Annotated in this window: 12 protein-coding genes; 5 read left to right on the top strand and 7 right to left on the bottom strand. The window is 72.6% G+C overall.

The features are described from left to right. Nucleotides 1–28: 28 nt before the first annotated feature. From flgE to WQ56_RS00045, 5 genes are all read right to left on the bottom strand, one after another. Nucleotides 29–1252 carry a flagellar hook protein FlgE gene (gene flgE, locus WQ56_RS00065; protein ID WP_047135036.1) on the bottom strand — a complete coding sequence of 408 codons (1224 nt, stop codon included), beginning with the start codon at nucleotides 1250–1252 and terminating at the stop codon, nucleotides 29–31. 40 nt (nucleotides 1253–1292) lie between these two features. Next, on the bottom strand, nucleotides 1293–1964 hold the full coding sequence (locus WQ56_RS00060; RefSeq protein WP_047135035.1) for a flagellar hook capping FlgD N-terminal domain-containing protein: 672 nt from the start codon (nucleotides 1962–1964) through the stop codon (nucleotides 1293–1295). A 19-nt stretch (nucleotides 1965–1983) separates the two neighbouring features. Next, nucleotides 1984–2391 (bottom strand): flagellar basal body rod protein FlgC, encoded by a 408-nt coding sequence (flgC, locus tag WQ56_RS00055; RefSeq protein WP_047135034.1) that lies wholly within the window; start codon nucleotides 2389–2391, stop codon nucleotides 1984–1986. 2 nt (nucleotides 2392–2393) lie between these two features. Further along, entirely contained in the window at nucleotides 2394–2801 is a 408-nt protein-coding gene (flgB, locus tag WQ56_RS00050) for a flagellar basal body rod protein FlgB (RefSeq protein ID WP_047135033.1), read from the bottom strand. Nucleotides 2802–2952: 151 nt separating this feature from the next. After that, nucleotides 2953–3909: a chemotaxis protein gene (locus tag WQ56_RS00045; RefSeq protein ID WP_047135032.1), complete on the bottom strand. Its 957-nt coding sequence runs from the start codon at nucleotides 3907–3909 to the stop codon at nucleotides 2953–2955. Between the two features lie 103 nt (nucleotides 3910–4012). On the opposite strand from WQ56_RS00045, the gene flgA reads away from it, so the two are divergent. From flgA to WQ56_RS00025, 4 genes are all read left to right on the top strand, one after another. Further along, nucleotides 4013–4693 (top strand): flagellar basal body P-ring formation chaperone FlgA, encoded by a 681-nt coding sequence (gene flgA, locus WQ56_RS00040; protein ID WP_047135031.1) that lies wholly within the window; start codon nucleotides 4013–4015, stop codon nucleotides 4691–4693. Nucleotides 4694–4799: 106 nt separating this feature from the next. Further along, complete coding sequence (gene flgM / locus WQ56_RS00035; protein WP_047135030.1) at nucleotides 4800–5111, top strand: flagellar biosynthesis anti-sigma factor FlgM; 312 nt, start codon at nucleotides 4800–4802, stop codon at nucleotides 5109–5111. Nucleotides 5112–5115: 4 nt separating this feature from the next. Beyond that, entirely contained in the window at nucleotides 5116–5451 is a 336-nt protein-coding gene (locus WQ56_RS00030; protein ID WP_047135029.1) for a flagella protein, read from the top strand. Nucleotides 5452–5562: 111 nt separating this feature from the next. Beyond that, a complete protein-coding gene (locus WQ56_RS00025) occupies nucleotides 5563–6732 on the top strand; it encodes an ATP-binding protein (protein WP_047135028.1) in 1170 nt (389 codons plus the stop codon). Nucleotides 6733–6940: 208 nt separating this feature from the next. On the opposite strand, the gene WQ56_RS00020 is transcribed toward WQ56_RS00025, so the two are convergent. Then, nucleotides 6941–8650 carry an EAL domain-containing protein gene (locus WQ56_RS00020; RefSeq protein WP_047135027.1) on the bottom strand — a complete coding sequence of 570 codons (1710 nt, stop codon included), beginning with the start codon at nucleotides 8648–8650 and terminating at the stop codon, nucleotides 6941–6943. A 35-nt stretch (nucleotides 8651–8685) separates the two neighbouring features. After that, nucleotides 8686–10008, bottom strand: coding sequence for a sensor histidine kinase (locus tag WQ56_RS00015; RefSeq protein ID WP_052772727.1), 1323 nt, complete (start codon nucleotides 10006–10008; stop codon nucleotides 8686–8688). A 153-nt stretch (nucleotides 10009–10161) separates the two neighbouring features. Here WQ56_RS00015 and WQ56_RS00010 point away from each other — a divergent pair, with 153 nt between their 5' ends. After that, a complete protein-coding gene (locus WQ56_RS00010; protein WP_047135026.1) occupies nucleotides 10162–12909 on the top strand; it encodes a GGDEF domain-containing phosphodiesterase in 2748 nt (915 codons plus the stop codon). The last annotated feature ends 278 nt before the right edge of the window (nucleotides 12910–13187 follow it).

The raw sequence follows: 13187 nt of genomic DNA, 5'->3' as shown, positions 1-13187 counted from the left end.
GAATCCCCAATCCCGAATCCCGCGATCATCAACGGATGTTGATGACCGTCTGCGTCACCTGGTCCTGGGTCGAGATCATCTGCGCGTTGGCCTGGAAGTTGCGCTGGGCGACGATCATGTTGACCAGTTGCTCGGTCAGGTCGACGGTCGACGACTCGAGCGCGCCGGCCTGCAGCTGGCCGAAGTCAGCGCTGTCGGGCACGCCGGTGCGAGCGGCACCCGAGTCGTAGCTCTCGGCCCAGAAGTTGTTGCCCTGCGACTGCAGGCCCTGCGGGTTGACGAAGGTCGTCAGCGCGACCTGGCCCAGCGCGGCGTCGGCGCCGTTGGAGTAGCGCGCGAACACCACGCCGTCGGCGGCGATGCTGATCTCGTCGAGCTTGCCGGCGGCGTAGCCGTCCTGGCGGTTGTCGCGCAGCTGGAAGCTGTTGCCGTACTGGGTCGAGCCGGTCACGTCGAGCGTCACCGCGACGTCGCCCGCACCGTTGCCGGGCGTGAACGGCGCCAGCACGATCCGGCCGTCGGCCGGCGTGGCCAGCGCGCCGTTGTCGGTGAACGCGAGCGTGGCGACGTCGCCCACGCGCGCGCCGTCGATGTAGGTGTGCACCTGCCACTCGTTGGCGACGTCGGTCTTGACGAAGTACGAGGTCTGCACGTGGCTCACGCCCAGCGAATCGAACACCGTGACGCCGCCGCTCGAGGCGGTGTAGCTGTTCGGCTCGCCCGGGTCGAAGGTCGCGATCGCCGGGGGATTGGCGTTGCCGGGCAGCGTGAACTTCAGGTTCACCGCGCTGGTCGCGCGCGGCGGGCTGTCGGTGGCCAGCAGTTGCAGGTCGGTGACCCGGCCGACGTCGAAGCCGTCGCCGTTGACGCTGGGCGGGTAGACCTGCAGGCGGGCGCCGTCGGGCGTGCCGATGAAACCCTGGTTGTCGGCCTGGAAGTTGCCGGCGCGGCTGTAGAGCCGGGCGCCGTTCTTGTTGAGGGTGAAGAAGCCCTCGCCGTCGATCGCCATGTCCAGGTTGCGCCCGGTCGGCGCGATGTTGCCCTGGGAGAACTGCTGCGCGACGTTGCTCAGCTTCACGCCCGAGCCGATCGCGTTGCGCGCCAGCCCGTAGGACGTGCGCGAGAACAGGTCGCCGAACTCGGCGCGCGACTCCTTGAAGCCCGTGGTGTTGACGTTGGCGACGTTGTTCGCGGTGACGTTGAGGTCGGCGTTGGCCGCGTTGATGCCGGACAGGGCGGTGTTGAAGCTCATGGCGGACTCCGTGAAGGTCGGACGCGGAAGGGAAGGGCGGTCAGTTGACGCGCAGCACGTAGCCGATCGGCGCGGTGCCCAGGCCGTCGAGGTCGAGGTAGAGGCCGTCGCTGCCGACCGACACGCTGTCGACGCGGGCGCGCACGTAGGTGCTCAGCACCGACGTCTCGCCGCTGCCCGACAGGTGACGCGCGGCGATGCCGTAGGTGCCGGCCGGCAGCCGGTTGCCCGCGGCGTCGATGCCGTCCCAGGCGAACGCGACCTCGCCGGCGGCCGTGGCCGGCACGCTGAACTGGTGCACCGCCTGGCCGTTGGCGTCGGTGACCTCGAAGTTCACGGTCCCCGCCGACGGCGCGGCGACCAGACCGGTCGCGCCGCCCTCAGCGGGCAGCGCCAGCTTGGCCGACGGCAGCACGACGTCGCGGCCGACGAGGGTCGCGCCGCGCAGCAGCTGATCGCTGGCCATCGCGTTGGCGAAGCCGTCGACCGAGCCGTTGAGGTCCTGGATGCCCTGCACGGTCGAGAACTGCGCCAGCTGGCCGAGGAACGCGCTGTTCTCCATCGGCTTGAGCGGGTCCTGGTGCTTGAGCTGCTCGGTCATCAGCCGCAGGAAGTCGGCCTGGCCCAGCGAGGCGTCCTTTTTGTCGGCGGCCGCGCTGCCGCCCGCGGCCAGGCCGAGGCTGGTGGTGATGTCGCCGGCGATCGTGCTCATCGGGTGCGTGCTCCGGGCCTCAGCGGCCCATGCTCAGGGTGGCGACGGCCAGTTCCTTGGCGGTGTTCATCATCTCCACGCCGGCCTGGTAGCTGCGCGAGGCGGAGATCAGGTTGACCATCTGCGAGACCGGGTCGACGTCGGGCGCGTACACGTAGCCCTGGGCGTCGGCGAGCGGGTGCCCGGGTTCGTAGCGCTGGATCGGCGGGGTTTCGCGCTCGACGATGCCGGCCACCTGCACGCCGGTCAGCGCCGGGTCGCTGGCGTGCGCACTGGCGCGGAACACCGGCTCGAGCGGCCGGTAGACCTGCTCGGGCGAACCGGCGACCGAGTCGGCGTTGGCCAGGTTGCTGGCCAGCGTGCTCAGGCGGACCGACTGGGCCTGCATGGCCGAACCGGCGACGTCGAAGATCGGCAGGTTGCTCATCGTCACTGTCCGGTGATGGCGGTCAGCAGGGTGCGGACCTTGGATTCGAGAAAGCTCAGCGACGCGCGGTACTCGAGTGCCGCGCGGCCGTAGGCGGCGCGCTCGGCGTCCGGGTCGACGCTGTTGCCGTCCAGGCTGGCCTGGGCCGCGACGCGCGCGACCTCGAACGGTGCCAGCGTGTCGCTGCCCGGCAGCGGGATGTGGTCGCCGCGCTCGCGCGGGGCCGTGGGCCCGCCGGACTCGCGCGTACGCGCCGCGGCGGCCAGGGCGGCGTTGAAGTCGAGGTCGCGGGCCTGGAAGCCGGGCGTGTCGGCATTGGCCAGGTTGCTGGCGATGAGCTTCATCCGCTGCTCGCGCAGCGGCAGCGCATCGGCCTGCAGCCCGAGATAGGACGAGATCGGATTGGACATGGCCGGCCTCCGGCGGAGTTCGCCGGTGACCGTGCAAGCGTCGTGCCAGAACCGGGCCGAAAGACGCCCCGTAGGAGCGCGCTCGCGCGCGATGACGCGTTCCCGGTGAGGCCCAATCGCGCGCGAGCGCGCTCCTACACGAGCCGCGCCGTCAGGCGACCAGCGCCCCGCCGGCCGCGTCGGCGACCTCGTGCAGGCGCTTGAGCACCTCGTCGGCCAGGTCGTGCGGGCTGTACTTGGCGACGAATGCGTTGGCGCCCACGCTCTGCACCATCGAGGTGTTGAACACGCCCGACAGCGAGGTGTGCAGCAGCACGTACAGGTCGGCCAGGCCGGGGTGGCGACGGATTTCCGTCGTCAGCGTGTAGCCGTCCATCGCCGGCATCTCGATGTCGGAGACGATCATCGCGTAGCGCTGCGAGGGCGGCTCGCCGGCCGCGTGCAGCTGCAGCAGGTGGTCGAGCGCCTGGCGGCCGTCGGAGAGCAGCGTCACGCCGACGCCGAGCTGGTCGAGCACGCTGCGGATCTGCTGGCGCGCCACGCGCGAGTCGTCGACCACCAGCACCTGCATCGGCGGCGCGTCGGCCGGCAGCGCATAGTCTGCGGACAGGTCGGCGTCCATACGCGCCTGCGAGATGTCGGCGAGCACGCTCTCGACGTCGATCACCTGGATCAGCTCGCCCTGGTAGCGCGTGACCGCGGTCAGGTAACCGCCCTCGGCGCCCAGGTCGGGCGGCGGCAGCACGTCCTCGACGGCGATGTTGACGATGCGTTCCACGCCGCTGACCAGGAAGCCCTGGACCGAGCGGTTGAACTCGGTGACCACCAGGTAGCCGGGCGCGACGTCGTCGCCGCGCTCGGGATGGCCGATCGCGACCCCCAGGTCGAGCACCGGCACGCTGCGGCCGCGGACGTCGGCGACGCCGGCGAACTGCGCGGGCAGCCCGGGCACGCGGAACAGGTGCGGCCGGCGCAGGACCTCCTGCACCTTGAACACGTTGACGCCAAAAACCTGGCGTCCGCCGAGACGGAACAGCAACAGCGCCAGCCGGTTGTGGCCGGCGAGGCGGGTACGCTGGTCGATGCGGTCGAGCAGATCCTGCGACATGCCTGCGGTATCGGCGCGCCTCGGTGCGACTTGAGGGTCCACTGGCCGGCGATGCGGCACGGCGCTTGCATCGCCGGGAGCGTCCGTTTTTCGAGGAGCCGCCATGCCGTCCCGCCCGCAGCGCCGCCGCGCGAATCCAGCATGGCGCCTGGTCCTGTCGCTGCTGGCGCTCGCCGCGGTCTGGCCGGTCGCGGCGACGGATGCGTTCCAGCCGGTCGAGTCGATCCGCCTGGCGGCGTTGTCGGCGGTGGAGGCTGGCGAGGCCGAGGCGTCGCTCGACCCGGCCCTGCGCATGCCCCGGTGCGCGGAGCGGCTGCAGGCCACCCGCAGCGGCGGCGCCACGGTGGAGGTGAGCTGTCCGGCGGGGTGGCGGCTGTACGTGCCGGTGCGCGTGCGGCGCAGCCAGACGGTGCTGGTGCTGGCGCGCGGCGTGGCGTCAGGCCAGACGATCGCGGCCGATGACATCGTCGCCGAGCGCCGCGACGGCGCCCGCGTGGCCGGCGCCGCGGTGGCCGACCCGGCCGACGCGATCGGCCGCAGCGCGCGTCGCACGCTGCTGGCCGGCAGCGTGCTGACCGCCGGCGACCTGGTCGCACCGCGCCTGGTGCGCCGCGGCGACACCATCGCGCTGGTCGCGCGCCAGGCCGGCATCGAGGTGCGCATGGCCGGCCGCGCGCTCGGCGACGCCGGCGAGCGCGAGCGCGTCAGCGTCGAGAACCTGTCCTCGCGCCGGGTGGTGCAGGGCATCGTCGACCCGTCCGGCGATGTGGTTGTCGGCCGCTAGTGGCGATGCGCTCCCGGCCCCGGCGCCGATCGGTACTAAAGCTCCCCGGCCGCCGGCCGATACCATCCACGAACCCATTCACGCACTTCGTGTCAGGATCCCTGCCATGACCCACAAGATCGATGGACTCCAGGCGCCGACCGTCCGCAGCGCCACGCCCGTGGCCGGCCCCCAGGTGGGCCGCGCCGGCGACGCGCGCGACAAGGCGGTCGAGGCCGCCGCGGCCGGCGACAGCCTGCGCCTGACCGGCGAGGCGACCGGCCTGCAGGCGCTGCAGCGCGACCTTTCGACGCGGCCCGCCTTCGACGAATCGCGCGTCCAGGCCGTGCGCGAGGCGATCGCCTCGGGCAGCTACCGGGTCGACGCCGAGGCGATCGCCTCGCGGATGCTCGACCTCGACGCCCGCCTGGGCGGCTGACCCCATGACGGCGGCACAGGCCAGCCTCGAGCGCCTGGCGACCGCGCTCGCCGACGAGCGCGAGGCGCTGATCTGCCACGACGTCGGCGCGCTGATGCGCTCGACCCAGGACAAGATCGTCGCGCTGCGCGAGCTCGAGCGCTGCCCGGCCGGCGAACTGGTCGGCCCGCTGGCCGAGCTGAGCGAGCTCAACCGCGCCAACGGCGCGCTGCTCGCCCGGCGCCGGCGCGAGGTCAACTGGGCGCTGCGCCATCTCGGCCGGACCGAAAGCGCGCCCGGCTACGACGCCCAGGGACGCACCGAGCGCGGCGCCCGCGTCCGCGACCTCGCAGTCGCCTGAGCCGGCGACGGGCGGCGCACCGAGGGCACGCCGGGTAGAATCGGCACGCGCCCGCATTCGGTCCACGCAGTGCCCCCGATCCCCGATCCCGCGACCTCGACGCCCCCATCCATGCCGACTTCGGTCCTGTCCTGCATCGAGGAAGGCGTCTACCTCTACGGCGGCGACGGCCGCCTGCTCTACGCCAATCCGACCGGCGACGCACTGCAGCGGCTGCATCCGGCGTGGTCGGCCAACGCGTGCCGGCTCGATGCGCTGCTGCCGCCCGAGGCGCTGGCGCAGGCGCACGCCACCGGACGCTGGCGCGACCAGGTCGCGTTCGGCGACGGCACCCAGATCGCCGCGCGCCTGTACCGGCTGTCCGCCGACGACGACCGCTTCCTGCTGGTGCTGCAGGACCCGGCGCGGCCGCGCCGCGGCGACGACGAACTGCTGCAGCGCCACCAGGAACTCAACGTCCGCTTCAACGCCGCGCAGGAACAGCTGCTGCAGGCCGAGAAACTGGCGTCGATCGGCCAGCTCGCCGCCGGCGTCGCGCACGAGATCAACAATCCGATCGGCTACGTGCATTCCAACCTCGGCAGCCTGCAGGAGTACGTCGGCAACCTGTTCGCGCTGATCGACGTCTACGAGCGCGCGCTGCGGTCCGACGAGCCGCACGCGATGCGCGCCGAGATCGACGCCACGCGCGAGCGATTGGACATCGACTTCATCAGCCGCGACCTGCCGCAGCTGCTGAGCGAGTCGCGTCAGGGCATCGAGCGCGTCACCCGCATCGTCCGCGACCTGCGCGACTTCTCGCGCTCGGACCGCGAGCACGCCTGGCGCCTGGCCGACCTGCATGCCGGACTCGAGTCGACGATCAACATCGTCTGGAACGAACTGCGCTACAAGGCCACGCTGGAGAAGGCGTACGGCACGCTGCCGATGGTCGAGTGCCTGCAGTCCGAGCTCAACCAGGTGTTCATGAACCTGCTGCTCAATGCCGGGCAGGCGATCGAGGAGCAGGGCACGATCACCGTGCGCACCGGCCAGGAGGGCGAACAGGTCTGGGTGGAGATCGCCGACACCGGCAACGGCATCCCGGCGGAGATGCTGCAGCGGATCTTCGATCCGTTCTTCACCACCAAGCCGGTGGGCAAGGGCACCGGACTCGGCCTGTCGATCTCCTACGGCATCGTCGCCAAGCACCACGGCCGGATCGAAGTCGACAGCGCGCCGGGTGCCGGCAGCCGCTTCCGCATCGTGCTGCCGGTGCGCCAGCCGGTCGGCGCGCACTGAGCCACGCGGAAGTCTCCGCAGGCGCGCGCCTGCGCGCGAGAGGCTTTATCGGCAGGCCCCATCGCGCGCGAGCGCGCTCCTACGGCACTCTGCAGCCGTCCGGCAGTCGGAATTCCTGTAGGAGCGCGCTTGCGCGCGAAAGCCGTACCAGCGAGCCGCGTCGCGCGCGAAAGGCTGTATCGGCGAAGCCCACCGCGCGATCACGCGCCTACGGCGTTCCCTCGCGCCCGCGCTGGGCGTCGTAGGTCCGGAACGCCTGGCGGATGTGGTCGCGCAGCACGTTGTCGTCCCAGGGCTTGGTCAGGAACCGGTAGATCGCGCCGCGGTTGATCGCCTCGGTCACCGTGGCCAGGTCGGTGTAGCCCGACAGCACCAGGCGGATCGTGTCGGGGTAGAGCATCTTCACCCGGCCCAGGAACTCGGTGCCGTCCATCTCCGACATGCGCTGGTCGGACAGGATCACCTGGACCTCGTTGGTCGCCAGCAGGCCGAACGCATCGCGTACGTTGCCGGCCGCCAGGATCCGGTAGCCGTCGCGCCGGAACAGCCGCACCAGCGCCCGCAGCACGTTCTCCTCGTCGTCGACGAGCAGCAGCGTGCGGTGCGACTTGGTCGCGGTGAACAGTTCCGGCCGCAGGTAGCGCCGCCGCAGCGCCTGGCCCGCGGTCTCGGCGCTCATCGGCTCGCCGAACAGGTAGCCCTGGAAGTAATCGCAGTCGGCCCGGCGCAGGAAGCCCAGCTGGGCCTCGGTCTCCACGCCGTTGGCGATCACCTTCATGCCCAGCTGGTGGCCCATCGCGATCAGCGCCCGCACGATCGCGGTCTCGCGACTGCCCGCAGGCGCGGCGTTGATGAAACTGCGGTCGATCTTGAGGATGTCGGCGGGGTAGCGCACCAGCGCGCCGAGGCTGGCGTCGCCGGTGCCGAAGTTGTCGAGCGTGACCCCGATGCCCTCGTGGCGCAGCGCCGAGACCGCGCGGTGCACGACGTCGATGTTGCTGCCCAGCGCCCGCTCGTTGAGCTCGAGCACCAGCGATGCCGTCGGCAGGCCGGCCTGCTGCATGCGCCCGAGCAGCCGGTCGACGAACTCCGGGTCGAGCAGCTGCTGCGTGGTCACGTTCATGCCGACGAAGAAATCGTCGAAGCCCTGTTCGCGCCAGGCCCGGATCTGCGCGACCACGCGGTCGAGCATCCAGTTGCCGATCTGCAGGATCGCGCCGATGCGCTCGGCCGTCGGCAGGAAGCGCTCGGGCAGCAGCAGCCCCAGCGTCGGCGACTGCCAGCGCAGCAGCGCCTCCATGCCGATCACGCGGCCGTCGCGGGCGCTGATCTTGGGCTGGTAGCGCAGGCGGAACTCGCCGTTGGGCAGCGCCTCGAGGATCTGCCGGCCGATGCCGTTCTCGCTCTGGCTGCGGTCGGCCGCCGCGCTGCTGTGCAGCTGCACGTGCTCGTGCGCGGCGTGCGACGCGCGCCGGACGGCGTTCTCGGCCAGTTGCAGCAGCGCCGAGGGCTCGGTGCCGTGCTGCGGGCACAGGCTCACGCCGACCTTGGCGTCGAGGAACAGCGTGTAGGGCAGCACCTCGAGCGGGCGCTCGATCTCCGCGACCAGGGCCTCGGCCAGCGCCTGCGCCGAGGCCGGTGCGTCGTCGTCCAGCCAGGCCGCCGCGACGAACTCGTCGCTGCCGTGCCGCCACACCGCGCCGCATGCGCCGAGCGCCGCCTGCAGCCGGGCGCCGATCGCCTCGAGCGCCGCGTCGCCGACGTCCACGCCCATGTTCTGGTTGACCGAAGCGAAGTGGTCGATGTCCAGGTGCAGCAGGACCAGCGAGCCGTCCCGCGTCCTGGCGTCGCGGATCATCTGCGCCAGCACCGGGTGGCCGGCGCCGAGACGTTCCAGGGAAGGGGCAACGGTCTGCATCGTCGGATTCTAGCCGCCGGCCGCGGACGGCGCGGTCACCGGGCCGCCTGCGCGGCGTAGGGCAGGCGCGCCTCGATCCGGGTGCCGCGGGCCGGCGACGACGCCGCCTCCAGGCGGCCGCCCACGCCCTGCGCGCGCTCGCGCATGATCACCAGGCCCAGGCCCTTCGGGGTGCCGTCGGGGAAACCGACGCCGTCGTCGCTGACCTGCAGGCACAGCATGTCGGCGTCGGTGTCGGCGTAGAGCCGCAGCGCGACGCGGCTGGCGCGGGCGTGGCGGACGATGTTCGTCAGCGCCTCCTGCGCGATGCGGAAGCAGGCCTGCTCGACCTCGCGGTCGGGCCGGCTGGCCAGTTCCGCGATCTCGACCTCGGCGCGCACGGCCGAGTTGCGCAGCAGCCGCCCGGCGTGCCAGCGCAGCGCCGCCTCCAGGCCCAGCGCGTCGAGCTGCGGCGGGCGCAGCAGCACCGAGATATCGCGCAGGCGCTCGATCGTCGCATCGGCCAGCATCGCGATGTCCTCCAGGTCGTCGCGCCGGCGCAGCGCGTCGGCCTCGGCCAGCGCGCTGCCCGCGGCGAGCTTCATCGCGGTGACCGACTGGCCGATGTCGTCGTGCAGTTCGCGCGAGATCGCGCGCCGCTCGTCCTCCTGGACGGTGAAGATCCGCGCGGCGAGCGCGCGCAGCTCGGCATTGCCTGCGGCCAGTTCGTCGCGCATCCGCTCGACCTCGCTCAGGTCGCGCACGGCGACCAGGATGCAGTCGGTGTCGTCGTAGCGCGTACGGCTCGCAGTCAGCGATGCGCGGAACCGCGTGCCGTCCCGGCGCACCATGCACGGCGAGGGCGCGTCGGGCGTGCGCTGCGGATCGTCGAGCCAGTCGCCGAACGCGCCGGCGTCGTCGGCGGCGATCAGCGTGCCGACCTCGACGCCGGCCATGGCCCCGTCGTGGCCGAACGCGGCCGCGCAGGCGGCGTTGGCATGGCGCACGCGGCCGGCGGCGACCAGCATCACGCCGTCGGGCAGCAGGTCCATCAGTTCCCGGAATTCGCGGTCGCGCTCGATGCGGCGGGCGCCGGCGAGCGCGCGCTCGTGGCTGCGGACCAGGCCGTCGGCCTGACGCCGCAGCCACCAGCCCAGCAGGACCGTCGCAGGCACCAGCAGCAGCGCCGCGACGACCAGCCGCCCGTCGAACGGACCGGCATCGGGCAGCGCGTCGGGCAGCAGCCCCCATGCCGACAGCCAGGCCAGTCCCATCGCCAGGCACGCCAGCGAGGCGCGACGCGCGAACGCGGTGAAACGGCGCCGCAGCGCCTTGTCCTGCCGCCGCGCGGTGCGGATGGTCGTGTTCGCGGAACCCATCTGGCCGGCGTGCCCCCATGTGCGTCGGTCGGCCACGAGTCTAACTGCCCGCTTTCGGGAGCGCTCAACTTCGGTCGTCCATCGCCGCTAACACTCGGTGAGCCAGGTCGCGATCCGCGACATGCCAAGCCGACACGGAGCGAAGCGGTCCAGATGGATGCCGGTGTCATCTCGAGTCTCCTCGACCACCCGCTGTCGGACGGGCTGCTGCTGCTCGACCGCGGGGGGCGCTGCCTGGTCGCCAATCCAGCCGCCCGGCGACGGGGCCTCGACCGGCTCGTGGAGCGGCACGCGCCGTCGCTGTCGCTGCTCTACGCGCGGCTGCTCGACGGCGAGGGCCCGATCGCCTGCGAACTGCCCGGGCCCGACGCGCCGCTGTACGGCCGGCTGCGCGCGATCGCGATCGATGGCGCGGGACCGGTCGCGTTCTCGCTGAGCGTCAGCCTGTCGGAGGACGTCGAGGACTGGCTGGAGGCGGCCGAGGCGGGCGGGCATGCGCTGTGGCTGTGGGACGTGCGCCACGACCAGCTGCGCGGCTCGGCCACCTGGCACGCGCTGGTCGGCCACCACGACGGTGCGCCGCTGTCGTTCGACGAGATGACGCGCCGCGTGCATCCCGAGGACCGCGGCCGGATGCGCGAGGCGATCGGCGCCTACCTCGACGGGCGCGAACCTGCCTACCTGTGCGAGTACCGCTGCCTGCAGCCGGCCTCGGGCTGGCGCTGGGTGCGCGACAGCGGGCGGATCACCACCCGCGACGCGCAGCAGGCGCCGCTGAAGATGGCCGGCACGCTCACCGTGATCGACGACCACAAGCGGCTCGAGCAGCGGCTGCGCGAGCAGCGGCGCCTGGTCGAGGACACGCAGCGCCTGGCCGGCATGTCCAGCTGGAGCTGGGCGCCGGCGTCCGACCGCGTGCACAGCGCGCCCGAGCTGCGACAGCTGCTCGGCGTCGGCGACGGGCTGTCGCTGCGCGCCTGGCTGCGCCGCATCCCGCGCGACCAGTTCGCGGTGCTGCGCACCAGCTGGCGCTGCCTGCGCGAGTGCGCCAGGCCGGCGCACTTCGACCTCGTCGTCGACGGCGTCGCGGGCCCGGCGCACCTGCAGATCTGGGCTTCGCCCGGTACCGACGAGAGCGCCGAGGACGGCCTGCCGGTGCGCGTGCTGGCGCAGGTCCAGGACGTCACCCGCCAGCGCCAGGCCGACGCCGAGGCGCAACGTCGCGGCGACCTGCTGCGGCGGGTCGCCGAACTGGGCCGCATCGGCGGCTGCGAGATCGACGCCGCCACCCGGACGCTGCACTGGACCGGCGAATGCGCCGGCCTGCACGGGCGCGAGGGCGAATCGCTGGCGCTCGACGAATTGCTGCGGCACTACACGACCGAGTCGCGCGAGCTGCTGCAGGCGGCGATGAGCCGCGCCGCCGGCGGCGCGTCGGCGCAGACGGTCGAGCTGTGCTTCTACCGGCCCGACGGCATCCAGGTCTGGACCCAGGCGGTCGTCGACTTCGAAACCGGCGATGGCAGCCCGGCGCGCTGGCTGGTGCTGTTTCGCGACATCTCGCACGAGCGCGCCGCCAGCGAGCGGATCGAACGGCTGGCGCACTTCGACGCGCTGACCGGGCTGCCCAATCGCACGCGGCTGCGCCAGGACATCGAGGCGGCGCTGGCCGCCAACGCCTCGGCCTACCAGGCGTTGCTGTTGCTGGACGTGGCCGGCTTCGGCGGCATCAACGAGGCCCATGGCCACGCCGCCGGCGACACCGTGCTCAAGGCGATCGCCACCCGGCTGCACATGCTGGTCGATGCCGGCGACCTGTTCGGGCGCGTCGGCGCCGATGAGTTCCTGGTGCTGCTGCAGCAGGGCGAGGGCCGGCAGGACGCGGCCACGACCGCGCAGCGGATCGTCGCCGGCCTGTCGGATCCGGTGCCCGTCGGCGGCGAGATCCTGCGCTTCGGCATCAGCGCCGGCATCGCGGTGCGGCCGGCGGGCGTGGGCTTCGACGAACTGCTGCGCGCGGCGGGCGTGGCGCTGCACGGCGCCCGCCAGGGCGGACGCAATCGCGTGGAGTTCTACAGCCCCGACGCCTGGCGGCTCGCGCGGCGGCGGCTGGACGTCGAGCACGCGCTGCGCGGCGCGCTGGAGCACGAGGAGTTCACGCTGGCCTACCAGCCGCTGGTGGATATCGCGCGGCGCAGCGTCTCGGGCGTGGAGGCGCTGCTGCGCTGGCGGCATCCCGAACTCGGGGTCTGTCCGCCGGACGAGTTCATCGCGATCGCCGAGGCGACCGGCGACATCGCCGCGATCGGCGACTGGGTGCTGCGCGAGGCCTGCCGGCAGGCCGCCGCATGGGACGCGGCGGGTATCGCGTTCGGCCGGATGTCGGTCAACGTCTCGGCGGTGCAACTGCGCGACACCGCGTTCGCCAGCCGTGTGCTCGCTGCGTGCGCCGAGGCCGGCTGGCCGCCGTCGCGGCTCGAGCTGGAACTGACCGAGTCGGCGCTGCTGCGCGACACCGAGGCCCTGCGGGCCTGCTTCGACACCCTCGTCGGGGCCGGCGTCGCACTGGCGATCGACGATTTCGGCACCGGCTTCTCGAGCCTGAGCTACCTGAGCCGCTTCCCGGTGGGCCGGCTCAAGATCGACCGCAGCTTCATCGCCGAACTCGGCGGTTCGCGCCGCGCGGTCGAGGTCGCACGCGCGATCATCCACCTGGGCAAGGCGCTGCGCATGCAGGTGCTGGCCGAGGGCGTGGAATCGATGGAGGACGAGCGCCTGCTGCTCGAATACGGCTGCGACGAGGTGCAGGGCTACCTGTACTCGCGGCCGCTGCCGCCGCGCGAGATGGCGCGCTGGCTGCTGGCGCACCACCAGGCCGTCGACGGCGCCACGGCGCGCTGATCGCCCCCGCCCGGCACGGCCCGGGCAAGCGAAGCCCTCTCGCAGTCCTGCGTTCGAAACGTCATGGCCGTCGACACGCGGTAGGGCAGGGCCTCACCTCCCCCGCGCAGGGGGGAGGGCGCCAAGCGGGTCCGCCTTATCGAACGGCAGGAACTGCTGCACCTCCCCCGCGCGCGAGGAGGTCGGGATCGCCGAGGCGATAGTAATCGACTCGCGGCACCTCCCCCGCGCGCGGGGGAGGTCGACGCCGCAGGCGTCGGGTGGGGGCACGGGCCTGG

Origin of the sequence: Luteimonas sp. FCS-9 (assembly GCF_001014645.1) — a bacterium.
Taxonomy (GTDB): domain Bacteria; phylum Pseudomonadota; class Gammaproteobacteria; order Xanthomonadales; family Xanthomonadaceae; genus Luteimonas.
This window is presented reverse-complemented; position numbering and strand designations above follow the sequence as displayed.

What these genes read in the sequence shown, in the direction of transcription:
- flgB (WP_047135033.1), bottom strand. Translation starts at nt 2,801, where the DNA reads ATGTCCAATCCGATCTCGTCCTATCTCGGGCTGCAGGCCGATGCGCTG.
- WQ56_RS00010 (WP_047135026.1), top strand. Translation starts at nt 10,162, where the DNA reads ATGGATGCCGGTGTCATCTCGAGTCTCCTCGACCACCCGCTGTCGGAC.
- flgM (WP_047135030.1), top strand. Translation starts at nt 4,800, where the DNA reads ATGACCCACAAGATCGATGGACTCCAGGCGCCGACCGTCCGCAGCGCC.
- WQ56_RS00045 (WP_047135032.1), bottom strand. Translation starts at nt 3,909, where the DNA reads ATGTCGCAGGATCTGCTCGACCGCATCGACCAGCGTACCCGCCTCGCC.
- flgE (WP_047135036.1), bottom strand. Translation starts at nt 1,252, where the DNA reads ATGAGCTTCAACACCGCCCTGTCCGGCATCAACGCGGCCAACGCCGAC.
- WQ56_RS00025 (WP_047135028.1), top strand. Translation starts at nt 5,563, where the DNA reads ATGCCGACTTCGGTCCTGTCCTGCATCGAGGAAGGCGTCTACCTCTAC.
- WQ56_RS00015 (WP_052772727.1), bottom strand. Translation starts at nt 10,008, where the DNA reads ATGGGTTCCGCGAACACGACCATCCGCACCGCGCGGCGGCAGGACAAG.
- flgC (WP_047135034.1), bottom strand. Translation starts at nt 2,391, where the DNA reads ATGAGCAACCTGCCGATCTTCGACGTCGCCGGTTCGGCCATGCAGGCC.
- flgA (WP_047135031.1), top strand. Translation starts at nt 4,013, where the DNA reads ATGCCGTCCCGCCCGCAGCGCCGCCGCGCGAATCCAGCATGGCGCCTG.
- WQ56_RS00020 (WP_047135027.1), bottom strand. Translation starts at nt 8,650, where the DNA reads ATGCAGACCGTTGCCCCTTCCCTGGAACGTCTCGGCGCCGGCCACCCG.
- WQ56_RS00060 (WP_047135035.1), bottom strand. Translation starts at nt 1,964, where the DNA reads ATGAGCACGATCGCCGGCGACATCACCACCAGCCTCGGCCTGGCCGCG.
- WQ56_RS00030 (WP_047135029.1), top strand. Translation starts at nt 5,116, where the DNA reads ATGACGGCGGCACAGGCCAGCCTCGAGCGCCTGGCGACCGCGCTCGCC.